Below are 24,043 nucleotides of genomic sequence, written 5' to 3'. Positions count from 1 at the left end.
ACGAGGGGCGATTATATGGACTTGCAAACAACTTCTAATCCAATTCGGGTATCAGAGGTTAATGGGAAACTTAGCTTAAAGGAAAAATATAGCTATGGGATTGGAGATTTTGCGTCCAATTTAATGTGGGGAGTCCTTGGAAGTTTCTTACTTTATTTCTATACAGACGTTGCATTAATACCAGTGGCTGCAACGGGGACAATCATGCTTGTTTCTAGAATTTTAGATGCTTTTTTTGACCCTTTAGTAGGTAGTTTTATTGATCGGACTAACTCTAAGTGGGGGCGCACAAAGCCATATATATTATTTGGAATACTTCCATTATGTGTATTCTATATCCTATCTTTTACTACAATAAATGGATCGGATACAACTAAGATTATTTACGCTTATATAACGTTTATTATTGTTGGATTGTTATTCTCGGTTGTAAACATTGGTTATGGTGCATTAATGCCCATGATGACTAGGGACCCACATGAGAAAACCCAACTTGCCAGTATTCGAATGGGTGGAATGGCAATAGGGAATATCCTGGTGACTGCAGGGACAATGCCGCTCGTAAATGCATTAGGTAAAGGAAATCAGCAGCAGGGTTTTTTATGGACAACTATTTTATTTTCTGTAATAGGGATTATTTCCTTTCTGTTTATTTTGAAGTATTGTAAAGAACGCTATATTGAAAAGAACTCTGTAACCAAGGAAAAGCACAGTTTAATTTACACATACAAAAGTGCTTTTAGAAATGGGCCTTGGGTTTCAACGTTGATTTTTACATTATTTATGTTTATTAAAATTGGAGCTACTGTTGCGATTACCATCTATTTTTGTTTGCAGGTACTTAAAAATCCAGCAATGATTTCCATCCTCTTACCAATGCTCTATATTGGAATGATTTTTGCAGCCGCTATGACACCCGCTTTTATTAAAAAGTTTGGCTATCGCAAAGGAAATATTATTGCACTTAGCATCTATATTCTTTGCCTTGCCATAATGCCGTTCTTTGAAGGTAGTCCAGTTATTTTTGTCACCATCTATTTTATCGCAAATGCATTTGGGGGTATCACCGGGCCCTCTGCAATTGGTATGACGGCAGATTCTGTTGACTATAATGAATGGAAATTTGGAATACGATCAGAAGGTACGCTATATGCAGGAAATAGTTTTGGAATTAAAGTAGGTATGGCAGTTGGCGGGGCCCTAATTGGATATATTTTAGCTTTCACTGGATACGATCCAAAACATGTAACAGCTTCAGCTGTCAGCTCCATCCATTTTCTCTATTATTTAATCCCAATTTTATGTAGTATTTTACAAATTATTGCGATTGGATTTTACAAACTAGACAAAATGCATCCGCAGATTATTTATGATTTGAATCACAGGTAGTTATGGTAATGATAAACTAATTTAACGAGAAACTAATGCAGTAAGTTGTCCGGATTTTAAAGGATTTATCCATAATAAAAGGGTAGCATAGTGATTCATATCACGCTCCCTTTTATTACCCTAAACTTCAAAATTATTGATTATATTTCAACTGAGATCCTGCCTTACATCATGATTTTAAGAGGAGTGATGATATGGACATACAAACAGTTTCTCACACATTATCTGTAGGAAAAAATAATGTAAAACTTAGCAAAATAGAAAAATTCAGCTATGGTTTTGGAGATTTTGCATCCAATTTAATGTGGGGATCGATAGGTAGTTTCTTACTTTATTTCTATACGGATGTTGCTTTTTTACCCGTTGCCGTAACTGGAACAATCATGCTTGTTTCTAGAATATTAGATGCTTTTATTGACCCTGTCATAGGCGCATTTATTGATCGAACTAATTCTAAATGGGGGCGGACAAAGCCATATATATTATTTGGAATCATTCCATTGTGCGTATTTTATATACTATCCTTTACAACAATAGATGGTTCCGATACGGTTAAGATTATTTATGCATATATAACGTATATTATTGCTGGATTGTTATATTCAGTAGTAAATATCCCTTATGGTGCATTAATAACGATAATGACAAGGGATTCAAATGAAAAGACACAATTATCTAGTATACGAGTTGGTGGAACGGCAATTGGTCAAATTCTTGTAACAGCTGGTACAATGCCCCTTGTTGGTTTCTTCGGTAGAGGAAACCAACAGTTAGGTTTCTTTTGGACGGCTATTTTATTTTCTGTTTTAGGAACAATTGCCTTCATGATTATTTTGAAGAATTGTAAAGAACGTTATATTGAAACGAAATCTGCCGACATAGGCAAGCGGAGTTTACGTTACACATACAAAAGCGCTTTTAGAAATGGTCCTTGGGTTTCGGCTCTGATCTTTACATTATTTATGTTTATTAGAATTGGAGCTGTAGTGGCGATTACCATTTATTTTTGTTTACAAGTACTTAAAAATCCAGCGATGATTTCCATATTGTTGCCAATGATTTATGTAGGATTAATATTAGCAGCAGTTATGACACCTGCCATTATTAAAAGATTCGGCCATCGTAATGGAAATATTATTGGACTTAGTGTTAGTATTCTTTGCCTAGCGATTCTGCCGTATTTTCAAGGCAGCGCGGTTATTTTTGCTATCTTTTATTTGATAGCATACACTTTCGGTGGCATTTGTGGCAGCTCTGCAATTGGTATGACGGCAGATTCAGTTGACTATAATGAATGGAAATTCGGGATACGTGCAGAGGGTACACTATACGCCGGGAATAGCTTTGCGACTAAAGTAGGGATGGCAATTGGTGGTGCGTTAATAGGATATGCATTGATGTTAAGCGGGTACGATCCAAAGCATGTAACAGCTTCAGCTATCACCTCAATTCAATTTCTCTATTATTTCGTTCCAATCTTATGTAGCATAATACAAATTCTGGCTGTTTCATTTTATAAATTAGACAAGATTCATCCTCAGATTGTTTCCGAATTAAATATGAGACAGTAAAAAAAGTTCAGTTTATAAAACTACGATTTTCAGGAGGATTAATAATGAAACTATCTGTTTGTACTGATGGGGTTTTTTTTCGCCAAGACCCTGTTGAAAGTATTAAAGCAGTAAAAGAAGCAGGATGCAATATTATTGAGTTCTGGGAATGGCGGGACAAAGATATAGGATCGATTAAAAAGACAGTAGACGAGCTTCAAATGGAAATTGCCGCCATCATGACCGATAAAGTCAGTTTAACAGATTCAGTATTTCGTGACGAATACGTCAAAAAATGCTCGGAAACGATTCAAGTAGCTAAGGAATTAGGATGCGGAATCATCATTGCCACTGTAGGTGATGAGATTGCGGGTGTTCCAAGAGACCTGCAGCATCAAAGTATTGTAGAAGGTCTTAAACGGTGTGCACCTATGCTTGAAGAAGCTGGCATCACATTAGTTATTGAGCCGCTTAACGTGAAAGTTGATTTATACCACGGGAATTATTTTCTCTGGAGCTCTGAAGAAGCGTTCCAAATTGTTGAAGAAATTGGCAGCACACACGTTAAGGTATTGTATGACATCTATCATCAGCAAATTAGTGAAGGCAACATAATCAACACTATCACCGCGAATATCGATAAAATTGGTCATATACATGGAGCCGGTCATCCTGGCAGACATGAGATTACGAAGGGTGAAATCAATTATAAAGCCGTAATAGAGGCCATTAAGAGTACAAATTATGAAGGATTCTTTGGACTGGAATATGTACCCACCATTGAACTAACTGAGGCAGTCCGAGATGCGCGAGGCATACTTGACTATTAATCTTTTACAATAAAAAATTTTGACAATACTAAACGTAGGAGAGTGATTAAGATGAATATGAATTCCCTGCCAAATATGCCATTTTTTCCAGTTGGCCATCCTCCTAAAACAATGAACCACTGGATTCCAACTGTAACGCTGGAGGAAATGAGTAATAAAGAATATGATGTGATCATTGTCGGTTCTGGTGCAGGAGGAGGGGCTGTCCTTTGGAGACTATGTGAAAAATGGGCAGACGAAGGCATGAGGATTGGTATGATTGAGGCAGGTGACCTGTTGGCCCCAACTCATGTGCGAAATTTACCGACCATTCCAGCGGATCGTTTTCCTGAATATTTATATAATCCAAACTACACAAGCTATTCTTCGAAATACTCTTCCAATTTACCGGAAGCAATCGAAGTTAATGCATTAGGTGGAAGAACTTTGTTTTGGACACAAATATCCCCGAGGATGGACTCGGTAGAAATGGCGACATGGCCGGTGTCCTTAAAGGAAATGAATGATTATTACAGCATCGCAGAGAAAGCCATGAATGTTTCCCAGTCATTTTTTAAGGGATCTCCCATTACAGAAACAATGATTGGGCGGCTGCACGAGGCCGGTTTTACTGATTCTACCTATATTCCGATGGCGGCTGACCTTCAAGCAACGTATCAAGGTGAAATTCATTCGAATGTGTTTTTTAGTTCCATTTCATTCCTTGCAAGAGCGATGAAGCGATCCTTCGATCTTGCCGTAAGAGCTAAAGCAGTAGAGGTGTATGCTGAAGGAGGAAGTGTGCAAGGGCTTCGAGTGATGACGCCGGAAAAGAAATCATATACGATTAAGGCTAAAAATGTTGTACTGTCGGCAAGCACGTTTGAGACACCGCGAATATTATTGAACTCGGGGATTAAAGGCGATGCGATTGGTCATTACCTAGCTAATCATTCAGGAGTTCGTGCCTCAACCACGGTGCCGCGAAAGAAATTCCCCGAGCCTCTGGGGGCTTTGGGAGTATTCATTCCACAAGGAGAGCATTGTCCATATATGCTAGCGATGCTTGATCCACTAACGTGGCACACACAGGAACAGGAAAGGCCTTTCCAAGAAGAAGTAAGAATTAATATCGGCGGCTACGGGAAGGTAGAGTCGCGGTTTGAAAATCAGATTTCTCTTGATCCTGCTCGGAAGGACGAGTTTGGGGTTCCGATGCTAAATATTGATTTTTCTTATAGTGACAATGATCAAATGGTTATTCAGCAAATGATAGATTCATGCCGTGAAATTCTCCGTAAGGTTGCTGGAGATAATGATCCTTCCGTATATCTAATGCCAATTGGAAGTGATTATCACGAAACTGGAACGTGCCGTATGGGTGAAGATCCTGCAACTTCAGCCACAAATTGTTACGGTCAAATTCACGGTGTCGAAGGACTTTTCGTTGCTGACAATAGTGTTTTACCGACCGTTGGAAGGGCAAATCCTACATTAACAACAGTTGCTTTTGCAATTCGTACTGCGGATTATATCTTTGAAACCCAAAAAAACAATACAAAAAAAGGCACAATGATTGCTAAAAAATAATTCATACATGCAAATTTAATTTTAGAAATTTCAATATTGGTAGATTAATATCATGCGAATCAATAATTTAAGAGGTGATCAATCAGTGGAAAAAATTCGTTGGGGTATTTTAGGAAGTGCTAGCATTGCGAAGCGAGCTATAATTCCAGCTATTAAACAATCAGAAACAGGGGAAGTTGCTGCCATTGCGAGTAGGAGTATAGCAAAAGCGAAAGAAACAGCGGAGGAATTCGATATTCCAGTGACGTATGGAAGCTATGAGGAGTTACTTTCCGACGACACAATTGATGCCGTTTACATTCCGCTGCCTAATTACTTACACAAGGAATGGACAATTAAATCCGCATCCGCAGGTAAGCATGTGTTATGTGAAAAACCATTAGCACTTTATGAAAATGAGGCCAAAGAAATGGTTGAAGCCTGTAACCAAGCAGGTGTCGTTCTAACAGAAGGCTTTATGTACCGCTACCACCCGCGTTACAAGATGATCCGTGAAATCATCGAATCCGGTGAAATTGGAGAAATTCGCGGTATCCGTGGAACATTTACTTATAATAATCCCTTTGCAAGGGCAGCAGGTAATTTCCGTTATAAAGAAGGAGGGGGCTCTATTTATGATATAGGAGTATACCCAATCACCGCAGCACGAATGCTGCTAGGACAAGAGCCACAGGCAGTTACTGTTCATGCATTATTATCTGAGGAACACGAAAATGTAGATATGATGGTTGCTGGAATCTTAGAGTTTGACCATGGGGTGGCTTTAAGTTTTGACTGTGGCTTGTGGGCTGCCGGTCGGAACACCCTAGAAATCATCGGCTCTGATGGACGTATTGAAGTACCTTCGGCATTTATAACCATGCAGAACAATGCGGACAACTTCTTCGTTATCACATTGGATGGTAGAAATGATATAAGAAGAGAAGTTACTGTGCCATATGTGAACGAATTTGCTTTGCAGATGGATGCTATTGGAAATAGTATCTTATTTGGAGAACGACTTCCATATCCGGCGGCAGATTCAGTCTTAAACATGAAAGTCATCGATGCTTGTCTGCAATCTGCCAGAGAACGCCGTCGGGTTGAACTATAAAAAGGAGGTTTTTTTGATGAAAATGATCAATATTAAAGGGTTTGATAAACCGATTTCCTCTTTAATCCAAGGGTCCGACTATTTTAGACCAGATATCTATGAAACAGTCCGTTCAGTACTCGACCGATTCATTGCAATAGGCGGTAACACCATTGACACCGCATTTGGGTATATGAGAGGCGAAAGTGAAGTGGCCATTGGCATGTGGCTAGAGGAGCGAAATAATCGTAAAGATGTTATTATCCTGACAAAAGGAGCACATCCTTTCCCACACATTCCACGACGTGTAAATCGAGAATGCATTACGGCCGATCTAACAGAAAGCTTAAAACGTCTAAAAACCGATTATATTGATTTGTATGCTTTGCACCGGGATGATCCAGATGTACCTGTTAGTACAATCATTGATGTATTGAACGAGCATATCGATGCTGGTCGAATTAAGGCAATAGGTGTTTCGAACTGGACTACAGAAAGAATTCAAGAAGCAAATGATTATGCAGCGATGAACGGAAAAATTGGCTTTACGTTCAATAGTCCAAACCTAAGCCTGGCAAAAGCGCAAGAACCGTATTTTCCAGGAAGTATTTCCGCTAATGCAGAATATTGTTCTTGGCATGAAAAGACGCAACTTCCACTTTTATCTTGGTCTTCACAAGCAAGAGGTTTTTTCACAGGTCGCTTTACGCCAGAAGACCTTAGCAATAAGGATTTAGTGCGTGCCTTTTATACTGATGCCAATTGGGAACGCTATCACCGAGCAGAACAATTAGCAGAAGAAAAAGGTGTTTCTACAATCAAAATTGCCCTTGCTTATGTTCTTAACCAACCATTTCCTACTTGTGCTGTGATTGGGCCACAAAACGAAGAAGAATTATTATCTTGCTATGAAGGTTCAAAGATTATCCTCACACATGAGGAAGTAGAATGGTTAGAATATGGCGAAAGTATAAATGCTAATATCTAGTAAATCTGAAAGAGAATGATTCTGCATTAATTAAATAAAACCATGAGGGTGTCCCAAAATTTTTTTAGGACACCCATTTTTTGTATTTGAAAACTGTTTATTGATTTCTAAATTTCTAGTTTTATTGTGATTAACTGTACTTCATTAATATTCAATATCTCTTGAATATGAAGTGAAGTGTCACTGGTTGTGTAGTAGATGTTTTGGGAAGGTATTGTAATATTATTAAAATATTCAATCTCGCTTGGTGTAATGTGTTGTGTCTGTCCTATTTTTATCCAATTATCTAAAATGCTGCCGTACTCTTTATTAAGTTTGTATGATTTGATTCTATAATTCCCTTTTGGAATGTTTATCAACTCAATTGAGAATTCTTTGGAGTGGGTATGATCAAAAATTCCATTAACATTTTTGGAATTTATTTCAGAATCAAATTTTAGGCAGAAGAAATCTGAAGGGTGACTGTAGTTGTAAAGTAAAATTTGATAACTATTTCGGGAATCAGTCGTTATAATATAGCCATCACCTTTGTGTATCAATTGATTACCAATATGTGATAGAAATTGATAAGCAAAGTAAGCTGGTTTTTTTAGACCGTCAACAGAGAGTAGGCCGTTCCCGCCAAATAGTATATTGTTAGTGTCTTTATATTCAATTGTTAGATCAGACAAAAACCAATACCCGATTGCGTCAATATTATCTGTATTTTCCAAGATGTTTTTAGTGATAAACAATGCTTTGAAGATTGAATCGTTAACAAAATTTCTTGATGTATAACCAAAATTCCATTCAGTAACAAAAATTGGAATCTCCAATTTATTAAATTGATTTAGGATATTTGTTATCCTTTGCTTCAAAAATTCACTATTTGTCGTAAAGTAAGGGGTACTAAGATGTTCTTGTCTTGGTATTTCAGTATGAAAGCAAGCGATTGTTATAAAATCAAGAGTAATCTCTTCATGAGAAATAACGTCATAGAGGATATTTTCAGTTGCGGAGATATTGTAGCCAAATCCACCAACCTGCGTATTGGGTAGTAACCTCTTGATTGTTTGGTACATGATTTTATAATGTTCCCTATACCATTTAACTCCCTCTATTGGATATTCGAGTTTACTCCCGTGAGGTAACCAAAGTTCGAATCTCCATTTTTCAACTTCTGCGATTCCATATCTATTTACACAATGATGAATAAAACTTTGCAAGAATTCCTTCCATTCATCTAAGGTTTGGAAATGTGATTGGTTGTCTGAATAATAGGCATATTCACTACTGTTTACATTAATTTTTCTAGGTTGAGTGCCGAAATCAATGAAAGGGATTAACTTTATTGAATATAGATAATCGATAATTCTGTTGGCTATTGAAAAATTGTAAGAATTTGTATTTGGTATTTTATCAATAATATCTGGCGTGATAATGCCTTGAAATCTTGCATATTTAAAGTTTAATTCTTTTTGAACGATTGCTAATTGTTTCTGGAAATCATGGGACAAAATATTTGATGCAAATCCTAAATTGATCAATTCAAAGCAAACCATTTTTAATGGAGTAGATGTAGAAGCGTCCACAATAATATTATTACGCGGTAAAATTTCTAAATTTGATGACAAGATAGCATGATTATGATGATTATTAATAATATTTTCCAACTGTTTTGAAGCTTCCTTATGATCATCTTCTGTAACCTTATAACTGTAATCGAAATCGTCAATCGAATTAGAATCAATACTAGATAAGTAATGTTTTCGATAATTTATAGGTGTTTCCTTATACTTATCTCGGAAAGCTTTATAAAAACTTGTTAAATTTGGGAAACCATGATTAAGTGCAATCTGTGTAACAGAGTTATTTGTATATAATAATTCTTCTACCGCTTGATTTAACCTAACCAAGTTAACATAGTCAGTAAAATTCATATCTAAATGCTGTTTAATAAATTTCGAAGTATACTGAGGAGTCAAATATAATTTGTCTGCTAATTTGCTTAGAGATATCGGTTTATTGTAGTTTTGATGAATATATTGTTTAATTTCATTTACACGTGATTGATAAATTTCATTTGAATGTTCATCTGTTTCTTCAGATAATTTGGCCATAGACTTTATATTATGTATGATATATAAAAATTTATATATGCTGGAAATAAAAAGTAGATTTGCGCTACTTTGATGACTGAAAAAGCTCTTTGCAAGTTCTGCGAACGTCTTTTTAAGTAAATCTAAATCCCTTAATTCACCAGTTTTCGAATTAAATTCTGTTAAATTAAAATCTCCTATTTGGCTGATTAAAAAATCTAAATTGATTTCTAAAATTAGGATTAAGTTATTATTTTGACTTAAAACTTGGTATGCATCATTCGGTGAAACCATAAAGATATCATTTTCACTAAAATCATATGTTTTTGATTTAATGGTAATTGAGATATTGCCTTTTAAGACTAGAAAAAAATTGCAGAAATCTCTTTTCATTGGGAGATTATTCTGTAAATTAATCAAAAAAATGTTGATTGAATTACCATAATATATTTGATTTTTTATCACATACATTGCACCTCTTTTTGAAATATCCAAAGATTAATAAAACACTAAATAGTTTTAATATATCAGATAATTCAGAAATGTAAACGATATCGTTATAAATCGCAGGTTTTTTCCATAAAAATTAGCCAATACTTACAAGATATTGTGAAATCCTTGTAAATATTGACTAATATATTATTTATTAATATTCATAAACCTGAATCTTATAAGTTGATGGCAAATCTTTTAATTGTATCATCATTTTTTCGTCACCGTTTAAGACACGTCCCGCTTTCCATTCTCCGTTAACAAATTCGCCTTCTTCATATCGTAGTAAATCAACGTGTGTATTTTTTCCTGGTTTTGAAAAGAATTGAACTTTCATCATCGTTCCAATAACAAAGAATTCATTTTCTGAAACTTCAAAAATCATACCGCCAGAAGTTGGCTTATAGGGTGCTTTCGGCAAGTAAGATACTAGAATATCATATTTGTCAAAATGAAGGAGTTTACCAAAGTCATGTTCATTTCTCTTTACAAAGCTCTGTAAATGATTAGAGTTTCTATATTTATAATAAAGCGGCTTGATATTTTCGATAATGGAATAGCTCTTGGCAAGATATGCTGCGCTGCCTTCAATTTCAAATGCTGACGGGTCAATATTCAAAGCCATCATTAATTCTAATGGTGGTTTGTCAATACTTTCCGGATTCATCAAGAGTTCTTCAATGCCGAATGGTGAATAACAAATCGCGTTACATCCTCCTACAGCATAAAAAGCATAGGTAGCCGATACCGCATCTTTGCGGACTTCCGGAATGAATAGTGGATTGCTGTTCTGACTATATTGATCCAGCACATCAGGAACGTATGGAACATAAATATCCGGTGCTAGACAAAATAGAGAAGGAGCCATTAAATTCCACATTTTTTGCATCTTCATTACAGGACCGCCGCTTGGATAGGTTCCAGCACGCCACGGGAATTGTTCCAACCATGCATTGGCGTAGCAAGGAAGTGGATAAGCGTTTTGTCCAGTCTGAGTAATTTTTTCTACTGTAGATGCAAAATAATAGGCCATAAAGTATTCTGCTGCATCATAGCCAAATGCTTCTTCCCATGTTCCAGAAACTTGGAATTCTTCCGCGACGATTCTAGGAATTTCTTGAGAAAAAGCTTCATTTGCAATAACAGAATAATCCCGGTCAGTACCTAAAAGTCCAATTTCATTTTCAACCTGCATCACAATAACAGTATTTTCTTCTGAATCAATAGATTTGATAAAATTCATTAAATGGTAAAAAGCATTTGCATCCTTCTCAACTGCAGCTTCACATAATGGAGATATGGTATTTATGGCTTCTCCGGTTGCTTTACAGGCACGGAAATAAGTTTTTGTATCTTGTTTCATCCAGTGTGGCACATATTTAGATTCTGAATTTTTCCATAAGCCAAACCAGAGGAAAATAAGATGCATGTTATTTTCACGCGCTTGGTTGATCAGTCCTTCAACGAGGCTAAAGTCGAATTGATTTTCTTCAGGTTCGAGTAATTCCCAGTAAACAGGGACAATAACGGAATTCATGTTTAATGTTTTTATATTTGGCCAAACGTTTTTTTTCATATATTCGAGGCTAGAGGCACTGGAATTACGGATTTCCCCCGCTAAAGCAATAAAGGGTTCATCATGAACGTATAAAGTTGGAATAGCATTGTTCCTTTTAATATGAGGCAAAGTTGACATTATATAAGCATCCTTTCATAATAAGACTATATTAATATGATAATAAATTATGAGATCAGAAAAAACCCTAAAATATTTAAATGGATATGAATATATTAAGAAAGAGATGGTGCTTCTTTTAGCTATGAAAAAGGTTTTTTTTACAAAATATACCGAACAAAATATAAAACTTCCTATTGTTTTATATTCTCTAGGATTAGATCATAGGCAGGAATACATTAACAGACCAACAGGCTTGCCTTTATTTCAGTGGATTCAAGCTGTCAAAGGAAGCGGTGTGCTAGAAATAGACAATAAACAGTACGTGGTGGAGGAAGGGAGTGGGATGTTACTCTTTCCCGATGATGGTCATAAATATTACGGAGTGAATAGCGAATGGGATGTTCATTTCATGTGTTTTACAGGCTATGGGACAAAGGTTTTTTTCGAAAACATAGGAATTAAACAATCAGGTATTTATAAACAAAAGGATATTGAAAAAATAGAACAATTTATGGAAGAGTTATTTTTAATATTTACACGAAATAGCCCAACAGAAATGTATGATTTTTCAAAAGTACTTTATGAAATCTTATTGGAAATTGCAAAATCAACCACGATACAAAATGAAAAGTCTTTTCAAAATCAGAATAAGAAAATACATCTCGTTATGGACTACATAAACGAACATTATACAGAGCCTATTGTGTTATCTGATTTAGCAGAAATAGTAGATTTGTCAAAAGAATATCTTTGTCAGTTATTTAAAAAAATAAATGGATTTTCTATTTTTGACTATATTACTGATGTTCGTTTAGCTCAGGCGAAAACTTTACTCATTCAAGAAAGGGACGAGAAAATCAAGAACATCAGTAGATTGTGCGGATATGAAGATGTCAGCTATTTTGGGATGGTATTTAAGAAAAAAGAAGGTATGACGCCAGTGAAATTCAGAGAACTGCATTAGAGTGGATAATAAAAGAAGTTTTAAGGGTGCCTAGCATTATTAAAAAGCTTGGCATTTTTTTATTATTGAGGATCAATCTATCGAATACAAAATAAAATAGGATAAAAATTAACCTTTAATTTTTATCCTATTTTTATAATTAAAGATATATGGCGGTAAAAGTAACAAGAATCTATATCTATTAAGTTAATTAAAGGAAATGATTAATTGTAAAGTTAGATTATTATTAAGAATGTAAGCGTAATCAGCGTTTTTTATTTAATAGTAAAAGGAGAGAAAGTCGAAAATGACTAATAAGGTGGATATAAATATAAAGCCAAAACGAGGAGTTTCTCTTTACAGTTATGCTGGTGAATATGGTGTCACAATGAGTTTGGAAGATATGTTTGCTGAAATGCATGATATGGGTGCGAGGGGGTTAGAAATCCTAGCAAACTCACATATTGAAGGCTATCCAAATCCTAGTGAAGAATGGCTCGAGAATTGGGACAGGTTGATTGAAAAATATGATATTGTACCGGTTGAATATGGACATTGGGTAGATTCCCGCCTCTATCAGGGAAGACATCTTACTGCGGAGGAATCGTATGAGATGCTGGTTCGCGATTTCAAACTAGCCAACAGACTCGGTTTCACCGTTCTGCGTACCAAATTAGGTGTCATTAATAATGATTTAACTCCTGTAGAAAATTGGAGAGAGTTTATTAAAATGGCCCTACCGATGGCAGAAAAGTATAATGTGCGCATGTGTCCGGAGATTCATGCTCCTACGCTTCTAAAATCCATGATGGTGGATGATTATGTGGAGTTCATTGAAGAGACAGGAACGAAATATTTTGGACTAAACATTGACTTCGGTGTTTTTACAACACAAACTATACCAGCCAGTGAATGGGGGCCAAATGAGTTTATCATGCCTGAAAGTGATCACAGTCCCGTAAAGGATATTATCCCGCTGCTGCCTTATGTATATTGTTGCCATGCAAAATTCGTAAAGATGTCAGATGATTTCGAAGAGATGACGATTCCATATGAAAAGATCATCAATACACTGATAGAGCACAATTGGGACGGTTATATGGTAAGTGAGTATGAAGGTCCAAAGAAAGATGTGCCTGGTTATGCAGTTGAACAGGTTCGGAAACACCACGTTATGATGAAAAGAATTTTGGGAGAATAGGAGAGAATCGAAATGTTAGAAAAACCTTGTATTCAATCGAGAGGATTTAAAAATGTAGAAAGAAATGGACAAGTCATAGGCTTTCAGGTTAACATCAGATCCCTTTATTATCGCGGACTCTGGCTTTCTCAGCTGCGCCCAGCTACTGTTACTGTAGATGGGGAAACGTTCTCGGGGGATCAAATTACCTGGACCATTAATGATGTTACTTATACACAAGCTGAAATGGCAGAACTTGGTGATGTTCACTGGGGTCTTTTAAAACCTGCCACTTTAACTGTTGCAAAAGAAGGCGGTTTGGAATCAGGGAGCCATGAAATAGAAGTCAACTATACTTATAGCTGCTCCTATTTTCCTCCAGTTGCTGATACAGTTCTTGGCGGTACACAAAAGCGGACACTAATTTTGGTTTGATAATTTCTTAAGTAATGGGTGAGGAAAGAGACTGAACCTGTTATCGACCGGTGCAACAGTCAGCAAAAAGGGTTTTTAGTGCCCGAACGGGAACCGGAACCGGTGCCACGGTCACCAAAAAGGGCTCTTGGTGCCCAAACGGTGAACGGAACCGGTGCCACGGTCACCAAAAAGGACTCTTGATGCCCCAACTGGTGAACGGAACCGGTGCCATGGTCTCCAAATAAGTGCTCAAGGTGACAGGAACCATTCCCATGAGCACCAAAATAAATTCTTGAAAGTTTGATAGTTTTCCAAGAGAAATCTTCCCGGGGATGACTGTGGTGCATTCCATTTCGGAGAACTGTGGTATATGTTTGGAACATTAAAGAGAAATTGGCGTCCAAATTCTGCAGCTGATTATGAACTGTCGGATAGAATGGTAACGGCATGGACACACTTTATAAAAAATGGAGATCCTGACAACACGAACCAAAATTACGACTGGATTCCATATTCCAGTGAGAACCTTTTTGTAAGTGAATTCGATGTAAATTAAGTCTAACTGCATTGTCTAGTAGTTTAATAGATACAAAATTAAAAACTCAAAAAGTAAGAGGCGATGTATTTGAAGAAAAAACTGTTAATAAATCCAATTTTACCAGGCTTTTATCCTGATCCTTCCATCTGTCGGGTAGGTGATGATTTCTATATGATTACGTCGAGTTTCTCCCTATTCCCGGGGGTTCCGATTTTTCATAGTACGAACCTTGTCAATTGGGAGCAGATTGGGAACATACTAGACCGTAAGTCACAACTGCATACCACGGCGGATCATATGACAGCGGGAATCATGGCCCCAACACTTCGTTATCATGACGGTACCTTTTATATGATTACGACAAATGTCAGCGACAAATGGAATTTTATTGTGACTGCTACTGATCCCAAGGGGCCATGGTCAGATCCGTACTGGATTGAAGGCTGTCCGGGAATCGATGCATCCTTATTTTTCGATGACGATGGGAAGGCATACATCACCGGTACTAGAGGAGAAGTTAGTCATGACGACACACATGGAAGTCAAGTGATCTGGATCGGTGAAATTGATCTGGTCAATATGCAACTTGTCGGTGAAAAAAAGACGATTTGGGGTGGAGCCTTAACAAATTGTGCTTCACCTGAAGCTCCTCATCTGTACAAGAAGGATGGGTATTACTACTTGATGATTGCAGAGGGTGGTACGGAACATTTCCATGCAGTCACGATCGCACGCGCAAAAAATATTTTTGATTATTATGAGGGATATGCAGGAAATCCGATTTTGACCCATCGCCACCTAGGGAAACAGTATCCAATCTGTAATGTTGGCCATGCTGATTTCGTTGAATTGAAAAACGGGGAATGGTATGCTGTTATGCTTGCCTCACGCCTCATCGAAGGCTATCATAAAAACCTTGGTAGGGAAACCTTTATTGCACCAGTCGTTTGGGAGGGTGGTTGGCCGGTCATAAGCCCTGGAACGGGGAAAGTAGAATGGAGCTATCCCGCACCTGAACTCCCTGCCACTGCGCAAAAGCCTAGAGTGGTAAGGGATGATTTTGAGGGCGGAAAGCTAGGAATGGCTTGGGTATATTTCGGCACACCTTATGAAGATTTTCATACGCTCTCAGACAGCAAGTTGTCTTTGAAATTGCTGCCGCGTTCTATGAGCCCTGAGTTACGTAAAATCGACTTGTCTGCAACCAAAACGGATAAGGGTGTTCCGAGTTTAAGCTTTATCGGACGCAGACAACAGCATGCAAACTTTCGGATTTCAGTTAGTATGCGATTTGATGCATTATCAGAGAATGAGACAGCAGGACTTGTCGTGATGCAGGCAACTAATCATCAATTCCGGTTCGAGCAGTCGATGGAAAAAGGACAGCAAATTCTGAGGCTGATCCAGTGTACTAGTGAGCTAACTGGATACCCGCACCAACCGCACTTCAAAGGTATAACGACTGAAAGCGAGCTAGCAAAAACTGTAGTCGATGGCGGAGAAATCATTCTGAGCATTATTGCAGAAGGACAAGATTATAGCTTTTATTATGGCAAAGTAGACGAGAGCCTAACCATATTATACGAGAAGGCAGACGCGAGAAAAATAAATCCCGAAATTGTCGGCGGCATGGTGGGAACAATGCTTGGCATGTTTGCAAGTTCGAACGGACAAGAGAGTACTAACATTGCACAATTTGATTGGTTTGACTATAACGGAACTGAACAATAAAGATCGTCGTTAGAGAGATTAAAAATCATAGTTAGATTTTTAATCTCTCTATTTTTTAAAAAAATTCCCAAAAAACAAGGATAAGAATTGTACCATTAAGAGATTAAATAAGAGAAATGAAATTAGTGTAAAGGCAGGTAAAATTAAATAAGTACCGCTTTAATTTTTAGAACAGGAGAAAGGGAATGCAAAGGTTTATAAAAGTAAAGATCAATATGCCGTTACTAATTCTCATGATCAACACATTTATTGCATTAGTAGGGGTTGGGCTAGCGATTCCGGTTCTTCCCAAATTTATTTCAGAAATAGGTGCCAGCGGTAAAGATATGGGATATCTCGTAGCCGCAACAGGCTTAACTCAGTTTCTTTTTTCACCACTAGGCGGGAAGCTTTCAGATCAATATGGTCGGAAAATCATCACAATTATTGGGCTTTCGATCATTGCGATATCCCAATTTATGTTTAGTGTCGGTACCGATCTTTGGATCCTCTATCTATCACGCTTTATTGGGGGTATTGGTGTTGGCTTGCTTATACCCGCTACGATGGCATATGTGGCGGATGTTACCACATTAGAAAATCGCGGGAAAGGGATGGGGTTACTGGGTGCTTCCATTTCGCTAGGTTTTGTTATTGGACCAGGAATTGGTGGATTTCTTGCAGAGTTCGGCATACGTGTACCGTTCTATGCTTCAGCACTTGCCGCAGTTATCGCGATGATTGTCTCTCTAATATTTTTACCTGAGTCATTGTCAAAGGCACAACAACATGAGTTTAGAAATTCAACGTTGGAACAAAATGGAATGGTTCATGACATCAAAAGGTCTTTTAAGGTGTCTTATTTCGTACTATTACTGCTTGTCTTCACCATGACATTTGGTCTCGCAAACTTTGAAACAATCTTTGGATTATATGTTAGTGAAAAGTATGAGTATACTCCTAAAGATATTTCCATCATCATGACCATTGCAGCCTTGATTGGGGTTATCATTCAGGCGCTTTTAGTAGACAAACTTCTTCAACGATTTGATGAGATTAGAGTTATTAATGTTTGTTTCTTCTTATCTGCTCTAACGATGGTTGTTATGTTACTATCTGGGAATTTTTTATTTATGTTGATGATGAATATCTTGTTTATCTTATTTACATCGATTCTCCGCCCGGCGATTAATACGTTGCTATCAAAAATGGCTGGAAGTGAACAAGGCTTCGCAGCAGGCATGAACAATGCGTATAGCAGTTTAGGTAATATTATCGGACCTTCATTAGCGGGAATTTTATTTGATGTATCCTTTAATGTTCCATTTATATTTGGTGCTGTTATTTTGTTAGGCAGTATTGTTATGTGTGTGGCATGGAATCAAAAAGCTAGACAAAATTCTGATTTTGTCTAGCTTTTAAGCGGGCAAAAATAAACTAGTTAAGGAGAAGATGATATGGCAATGGAAATTGGATTAAATTTATTCTCAGTATTTAAGGAACTAAACGAAGATTACTTTGGTACCTTGGAGCAGGTTGCAGAAATGGGATATAAGAATCTTGAATTGCTAACGGTGAATTTTTCTACGGGAGAGCGATATACAGATGCTTTTTCCCTTCCAGTTATCAAACAGAAATTGAAGGACTTAGGGTTGAATGCATTTTCTGCGCATGAAGGTGTTGCTCCAGGGAGCTCAATAATGGATGCTGATTGGGATCGGATTGTTGAAGAAAATGCAGCACTTGGATGTCAGTCGATTGTTTTCCCGATGGCGTTTATTTCAGGCCGTGAAGACACATTGCAAACAGCAGAACATCTTAATCAAATAGGGAAGAAATGCAAAGAAGCGGGTTTAAGCTTTTATTATCATAACCATGCTCATGAATTTAGGAGAGTAGGAGAAACATCATTATTTGAACTACTTGCAGAAAATACTGATCCGGCACTCGTAAAATTTGAGTTGGACCTAGTATGGGTTATGAGGGGTGGATTTGATCCTTTGGCATTACTCGAAAAACTGGGCAGTCGCTGTGATATGATCCACCAAAAGGATTTAGGACAGCATGTAAATCCGGTTACTATATTCCCATCTTCACCTCAAGAATCAGACCTAGATACGATGAAAATTTACACAGAGATTGTAAAACCAAATGATTTTGTTAATTTAGGGACCGGTATCGTCAATTTCCAAGAGACTTACCAAAAGCTCCATCAATTAGGATTCGTTCGTTATGCCATCGTAGAAAACGAAGGACAGCTGGGGAATAAATTCACAAGTATTGCAAATGATTTAAAAGTTATGGAGAAATATGTTCAGGTACTTTAAAGACTATTAAATTTTTTTGTAGTGGTTAACCGCAAAGGTATAGATAAACTTTTGCGGTTTTTTTGAATTTTTTCAAATCTATTACCTTATTCATTTGTTCGGGAGGTTTTATGAAATATCCATATGAAAGTGTAGTAGTGAATGAAGAAATACCGATGTTTATGTTGATGACGAGTGTTAAATATGTAGCGATGCATTGGCATGACAGGATTGAATTCCTATTTGTTCTGAAAGGACGGATTCATGTATTTGTCGGCAAAGAGGAGTATTTTTTACAAGAAGATGACTTGCTGCTTATAAATAGTAATGAAGTTCACGGAGTAGAATCGAGTGAGGATAATAAGCTAATAGTCCTTCAAATACCTGTCTCATTAATAAAAAAATGGTACAAAAATATTGAAAATGAAACGTTTCACTGCCAATCCTTTCAATCTGTGGAACAAGCAAGGTTTGATGAAATTCGGTCGTTAATTGCCCAATTGATGTTATTCTCAAGAAATAAAATGGATGGTTATGAAGTAAAAATTCATTCTCTATTGTTAGATATAGTTTACAAACTTCTTTGCCATTTTAGAGTAAACAATAATCTGCAATTATACAGAAACAGCAAAAAAGATATAGAAAGACTTACTAGGATTACAAGCTATATTCAACAGAATTTTATGCATCCACTTACATTAAATGAAATAGCAGAAAATGAACAACTAACGGTCCCTTACTTATCCAAGTATTTTCAACAGCATATGGGCCAATCCTTTGTAAAATATTTAAATGGTATTCGCTTAGAACATGCTGTCCGAACGATGCTGGAATCAGATTGGCCCATTATTCAAATCGCAATGGATTCTGGCTTTTCTAACCTAAATACCTTTCATAAACTGTTTAAAGAAACCTTCCACTCAACTCCCTATCAATATCGAAAAAAGCAATCGTATAAAGCTATCAGTATCCGACAAAAGAAAAAAGGAGTTGAAGGGTATCAATATAACGAAGAAGAGGATTTAAGCTATTTGAATAAATATTTGTTATTTTCTGAATAATAATAAAAATTGATATCATTTATATTAAAATACTGGACGTTTTCTAGTAAATTCCTCTCTATAATAGTCAATAATAAACCGCTTTCATATAAAAGAATTCTAATTATGAAGGAATCTTTCTAAAAGGCGGGTTATTGCTGAATAAAAATAGGGGGTAAATGAATGAGAAAATTGATTAGTATTATTTTAGTAGTTTTTTTACTGTTGATTTCTGCGTGTAGTCCGAAACAGGAAAGCTCAACAAATGAGAGCTCTGAATCAGGAGACGACGTACCAGAGGTTAATATGGTATTGTTTTCAGGTTCCGTTCCTAAAGATTTAAAAATAGTTGAGGATGAAATTAACAAGCTTACCAAGGAAAAGATTAATGTAAAAATAAAATTAACACCCATTAACATTGGAAACTATGTTCAACAAACTAATTTGATGCTATCAAGCAATGAAAAAGTAGATTTAATGCTTGTTGCGTCCTTTTTTGGCTACACTTCCCAAGCTGCAAAAGGACAATTACTCCCACTGGATGATTTGGTAGACAAATATGGCCCAGATATCAAAAAGGTAATGGATAAAGATTATTTGAATGCATCAAAGGTTGCTGGAAAATTGTATGCGGTCCCAACACAACGAGATATGGCTTCAGCCAGTGGGATTATGATGCGTAAAGATTTGGTAGAGAAATATAACATTGATGTTAATAAGGTAAAAACTTTAGATGATGTAGAGTCAGTCCTGAAAACGATAAAGGATAACGAGAAAGATATAACTCCACTTGTCCCTTCTAATCCTGGACAGCAGCCAACGATGATCTATAACTGGTTCGATCGTTTAGGTGATGGTTTAGGTGTATTACCTAAATATGATAATAAATTGAAAGTAGTAAACCTGTATGAAACGAATGAATATGCAGAGCTTGTAGAGAAAATGCGGAAATGGCAAAATGAAGGACTTCTCATGAAAAATCCAGGTACCAATACTGAAACGGGCGCAAATTTAGTAAAGTCAAATGTAGGTTTTAGTTATTTAAGTCCGTTAAAACCAGGGGTAGATTCACAGGAATCTAAAAATACTCAAATGCCTATGGTTTCAGCATCACTTGGAGAACCTGTGTCGACAACATTTGGTGTAACAACGATGATGTGGGGCATTCCTCAAAGTTCCAAGATTCCAGAAGCTGCGATGAAATTTCTTAACTTAATGTATCAAGACAAAGAGTTAGTCAATTTATTAAGTTGGGGTATTGAAGGAAAGCATTATGAAAAAGTATCAGAAACCTTGGTTAAGTATCCGGAAGGCGTGGATGCAACAAACAATGGATACAATTTAAATATGAATTTCGCTATGGGTAATTCCTTCCTCTCCTATATATTTGAAGGGGATGACCCAACCCTTTGGAATCAAACGGATGAATTTAATAAAAGTGCGATTAAATCTAAGGCACTAGGTTTTAATTTTGATAGTTCACCGGTTAAAACAGAAGTTACCGCGGTTACGAATGTCGTAAATAAATATACAATCGGCTTGGAGAACGGTGTGTTAGATCCAGAAACGGAATTGCCTAAATTTATTAAAGAATTGAAGGCTGCAGGTATGGATAAGATTATTGCCGAAAAACAAAAACAATTGGATGAATGGGCTAAAACGCAAAAATGATATCCACCAAGTGGAGAGATTAAAAATCCCAATTTGATTTTTAATCTCTTTTTTTATAATGCTTTTTAAACAACAAATGGGACAAAGGGGGAATAGGGATGTCAGAAGTTACGGTTAAAAACTTGCAAGCAGATGTCCAATCGCTGCCTGTGAGGAAGGTTAATAGCATACTGATGAAATTGAAAAGGGCTCTGCCGCTATTTATCATGATGCTGCCTGGATTACTTTACTTACTGATCAATAATTATTTACCGATGTTTGGTCTTATCATTGCATTTAAGGATATTAATTTTGCAAAAGGGATTCTGGCAAGTGATTGGATTGGGTTTAAAAACTTCGAATACTTGTTTAGCACAAGAGATGCTTTTGTAATTACGCGTAATACCATTCTATATAATGGTGGTTTTATTATTTTAAATACTGTTTTGGCTATCGCTGTAGCGATTATGTTGAATGAAATCAAAAATAAGCTGGCGAAAGGTTTTTATCAAAGTGTCATCCTTATGCCATTTTTGATTTCAATGGTCATTGTTAGTTATTTGGGATATGCCTTCCTTAGCGAGGATACCGGTTATCTGAACCATACTATTCTACCGTTGCTTGGGCTCGATGAAGTTTCCTGGTATTCAGAAGCCAAATATTGGCCCTATATTATAACCTTTATCAATATATGGAAAGGTATTGGTTTCTTGTGTGTCATTTACCTGGCAGCAATTATTGGAATCGACCAAGAATTCTATGAAGCTGCCACATTGGATGGTGCGAATAAATGGAAGCAAATTATTCATATAACTATACCATCCATTATGCCAGTTATTATCATGATGACATTACTGGCGATTGGAAGGATTTTTTATTCAGATTTCGGTTTGTTCTATCAAGTACCAATGAATTCGGGTGCGATCTATGACACGACAAATGTTATTGATACCTATGTTTACCGTGGGTTAATGCAGCTTGGGGATATCGGGATGTCAGCAGCTGCCGGTTTATATCAATCCGTTGTGGGTTTTATCCTTGTGTTAGTGTCAAATTATCTCGTACGTAAAAAAAGTAAAGACAATGCATTATTTTAAGCCGGAGGAGGAGCAAAATGTATAGATCAGATCGAATTACAAATTGGGTTTCCCATAGCTTTTTACTCATACTTGCTGCAGGGAGCATTATTCCCTTGTTCCTTCTTCTATCTTCTTCCTTTTCAAGTGAAGCCTCTATTTTGAGGACGGATATTCCTTTTTTCCAAAGGAGTTTAGCTTTGCGGCATATGAGTACCTGCTAACGAATTCAGCAAGTATTTTACGAGCTTACGGGGTGACCATTTTTGTTACCGTATTTGGAACCTTTATCAGTCTAGCGATGACTGCGTTTTTGGCGTATGCACTGTCTCGCCGTGATTTACCTTACAGAAACTTTTTTGCTTTCTTTGTTTTCTTTACACTCTTATTCAATGGTGGACTAGTTCCGACCTATCTCGTATATACCCAAGTATTTGATATTAAAAATACGATTTGGGCATTAATCGTTCCAGGATTGTTAATGAACGGATTTAACGTCCTATTAATGAGAACATTCTTTATGACTTCCATCCCTGAGCCTGTTGTTGAATCCGCACGGATGGATGGTGCAGGTGAATTTAGAACCTTCTTCTCCATCATCCTGCCGCTTTCATTGCCGATCCTGGCTACGATTGGGTTGCTTCAAACAATCTTTTATTGGAATGACTGGTTTAATGGACTTGTGTATATCACAGAACCAACCTTATTTAGTATCCAAAATATGTTAAACAGGATGTTGTCGGACATACAATTTTTGGCAAGCAGTAATTTAGGTACAAACACAAGTTCAGCTGCTGCCCAAATTCCTACCACCGGTGTGCGGATGGCGATTGCAGTAATTGGTATCCTGCCGATACTCATTGCTTATCCATTTTTTCAAAAGTATCTAGTGAAAGGGATTGCTTTGGGATCGGTTAAAGGCTGACATAGAACAGGGGAGGGCAAGCTGCCTTCCCTATTTTATTGAATAAAACTAGACCCAATCATCTTGATCGCGGCTATAGTTCTTCTTCAAAAGCCAGTTCAACAGACTTTCTTGGTGAATATTCGGCTAGCCAGGCATGTAGTGGCCTTCGTTTGTTTGATATTCGGTCGCATACCATTATCTCCTGTCCATTCGTTATCCATTCCTTTAATGTGGCAGGAAATTGATTTTCTTCGAAATGGAATACAGCAATCTCACCAATCGCAGGGGGAAAAGGACATTTGCGTATATGGTTTTTCAGTTTCGATAATACCTTCTTATAATCCATCTCAGAACAAAATTCGAACCATTGCTGAACCGTTTCATTTTTTAATATACAATTGGGATAAACGGATTCAATCAGTACTAAAAGTCTGACTACCTCTTCCTTGGTCATAGGATTTCCTCCTGTAACAAAATTTTTCCTTCCCGTATCAAACGGTCAACCGTATCAGACATCAATGATTTATTAGATTTTTCTTCTAGCTATGGTTCCTCTGCACTTCTAGTTTTTTCCAAATAGCCTTTGCCCAATACAATAGGCTGCTAATTTCCCCTTTAAGATTCTAATAA

18 protein-coding genes and 2 pseudogenes are annotated in these 24,043 nt (G+C 36.9%); 17 read left to right on the top strand and 3 right to left on the bottom strand.

Going from position 1 to position 24,043, the window contains the following annotated elements; all coding sequences use genetic code 11:
- The first annotated feature begins 15 nt into the window (after positions 1 to 15).
- The 6 genes from QFZ31_RS10320 (at position 16) to QFZ31_RS10295 (ending at position 7,398) form a co-directional block, all read left to right on the top strand.
- On the top strand, positions 16 to 1,389 hold the full coding sequence (locus QFZ31_RS10320) for an MFS transporter (RefSeq protein ID WP_307302894.1): 1,374 nt from the start codon (positions 16 to 18) through the stop codon (positions 1,387 to 1,389).
- 194 nt (positions 1,390 to 1,583) lie between these two features.
- On the top strand, positions 1,584 to 2,960 hold the full coding sequence (locus tag QFZ31_RS10315; protein ID WP_307302893.1) for an MFS transporter: 1,377 nt from the start codon (positions 1,584 to 1,586) through the stop codon (positions 2,958 to 2,960).
- Between the two features lie 44 nt (positions 2,961 to 3,004).
- Complete coding sequence (locus QFZ31_RS10310) at positions 3,005 to 3,769, top strand: hydroxypyruvate isomerase family protein (protein ID WP_307302892.1); 765 nt, start codon at positions 3,005 to 3,007, stop codon at positions 3,767 to 3,769.
- Between the two features lie 51 nt (positions 3,770 to 3,820).
- Positions 3,821 to 5,338, top strand: coding sequence for a GMC family oxidoreductase (locus QFZ31_RS10305; protein WP_307302891.1), 1,518 nt, complete (start codon positions 3,821 to 3,823; stop codon positions 5,336 to 5,338).
- A gap of 52 nt (positions 5,339 to 5,390) precedes the next feature.
- The gene (locus QFZ31_RS10300; protein ID WP_307302890.1) at positions 5,391 to 6,431 is read left to right on the top strand and encodes a Gfo/Idh/MocA family protein; all 1,041 of its coding nucleotides are present in this window, start codon (positions 5,391 to 5,393) and stop codon (positions 6,429 to 6,431) included.
- 16 nt (positions 6,432 to 6,447) lie between these two features.
- A complete protein-coding gene (locus tag QFZ31_RS10295) occupies positions 6,448 to 7,398 on the top strand; it encodes an aldo/keto reductase (protein WP_307302889.1) in 951 nt (316 codons plus the stop codon).
- 107 nt (positions 7,399 to 7,505) lie between these two features.
- Here QFZ31_RS10295 and QFZ31_RS10290 read toward each other — a convergent pair whose 3' ends face one another.
- The gene (locus QFZ31_RS10290; RefSeq protein ID WP_307302888.1) at positions 7,506 to 9,941 is read right to left on the bottom strand and encodes a GH39 family glycosyl hydrolase; all 2,436 of its coding nucleotides are present in this window, start codon (positions 9,939 to 9,941) and stop codon (positions 7,506 to 7,508) included.
- A 181-nt stretch (positions 9,942 to 10,122) separates the two neighbouring features.
- Complete coding sequence (locus tag QFZ31_RS10285; RefSeq protein WP_307302887.1) at positions 10,123 to 11,664, bottom strand: DUF5597 domain-containing protein; 1,542 nt, start codon at positions 11,662 to 11,664, stop codon at positions 10,123 to 10,125.
- A 49-nt stretch (positions 11,665 to 11,713) separates the two neighbouring features.
- On the opposite strand from QFZ31_RS10285, the gene QFZ31_RS10280 reads away from it, so the two are divergent.
- From QFZ31_RS10280 to QFZ31_RS10230, 11 genes and pseudogenes are all read left to right on the top strand, one after another.
- On the top strand, positions 11,714 to 12,610 hold the full coding sequence (locus QFZ31_RS10280; protein ID WP_307302886.1) for an AraC family transcriptional regulator: 897 nt from the start codon (positions 11,714 to 11,716) through the stop codon (positions 12,608 to 12,610).
- Positions 12,611 to 12,896: 286 nt separating this feature from the next.
- The gene (locus tag QFZ31_RS10275) at positions 12,897 to 13,790 is read left to right on the top strand and encodes a sugar phosphate isomerase/epimerase family protein (RefSeq protein WP_307302885.1); all 894 of its coding nucleotides are present in this window, start codon (positions 12,897 to 12,899) and stop codon (positions 13,788 to 13,790) included.
- Between the two features lie 12 nt (positions 13,791 to 13,802).
- A complete protein-coding gene (locus QFZ31_RS10270; RefSeq protein WP_307302884.1) occupies positions 13,803 to 14,204 on the top strand; it encodes a DUF6379 domain-containing protein in 402 nt (133 codons plus the stop codon).
- Between the two features lie 325 nt (positions 14,205 to 14,529).
- Positions 14,530 to 14,742, top strand: a pseudogene (locus QFZ31_RS10265) (carboxylesterase family protein); the annotation flags it as partial.
- Between the two features lie 69 nt (positions 14,743 to 14,811).
- Positions 14,812 to 16,455 carry a glycoside hydrolase family 43 protein gene (locus QFZ31_RS10260; RefSeq protein ID WP_307302883.1) on the top strand — a complete coding sequence of 548 codons (1,644 nt, stop codon included), beginning with the start codon at positions 14,812 to 14,814 and terminating at the stop codon, positions 16,453 to 16,455.
- A gap of 185 nt (positions 16,456 to 16,640) precedes the next feature.
- Positions 16,641 to 17,849: an MFS transporter gene (locus QFZ31_RS10255; protein WP_307302882.1), complete on the top strand. Its 1,209-nt coding sequence runs from the start codon at positions 16,641 to 16,643 to the stop codon at positions 17,847 to 17,849.
- 42 nt (positions 17,850 to 17,891) lie between these two features.
- Entirely contained in the window at positions 17,892 to 18,761 is an 870-nt protein-coding gene (locus QFZ31_RS10250; protein ID WP_307302881.1) for a sugar phosphate isomerase/epimerase family protein, read from the top strand.
- Between the two features lie 110 nt (positions 18,762 to 18,871).
- Positions 18,872 to 19,801, top strand: coding sequence for a helix-turn-helix domain-containing protein (locus QFZ31_RS10245; RefSeq protein ID WP_307302880.1), 930 nt, complete (start codon positions 18,872 to 18,874; stop codon positions 19,799 to 19,801).
- 162 nt (positions 19,802 to 19,963) lie between these two features.
- Complete coding sequence (locus tag QFZ31_RS10240) at positions 19,964 to 21,451, top strand: ABC transporter substrate-binding protein (RefSeq protein WP_307302879.1); 1,488 nt, start codon at positions 19,964 to 19,966, stop codon at positions 21,449 to 21,451.
- Positions 21,452 to 21,624: 173 nt separating this feature from the next.
- Positions 21,625 to 22,527, top strand: a complete 903-nt coding sequence (locus QFZ31_RS10235) for an ABC transporter permease (RefSeq protein WP_307311492.1) — start codon at positions 21,625 to 21,627, stop codon at positions 22,525 to 22,527.
- A 17-nt stretch (positions 22,528 to 22,544) separates the two neighbouring features.
- A pseudogene (locus QFZ31_RS10230) lies at positions 22,545 to 23,431 on the top strand (carbohydrate ABC transporter permease).
- A gap of 73 nt (positions 23,432 to 23,504) precedes the next feature.
- Here QFZ31_RS10230 and QFZ31_RS10225 read toward each other — a convergent pair.
- Positions 23,505 to 23,867: a replicative helicase loader/inhibitor gene (locus QFZ31_RS10225; RefSeq protein WP_307302878.1), complete on the bottom strand. Its 363-nt coding sequence runs from the start codon at positions 23,865 to 23,867 to the stop codon at positions 23,505 to 23,507.
- Positions 23,868 to 24,043 lie beyond the last annotated feature (176 nt).

Origin of the sequence: Neobacillus niacini (assembly GCF_030817595.1) — a bacterium.
Taxonomy (GTDB): domain Bacteria; phylum Bacillota; class Bacilli; order Bacillales; family Cytobacillaceae; genus Neobacillus; species Neobacillus niacini_G.
This window is presented reverse-complemented; position numbering and strand designations above follow the sequence as displayed.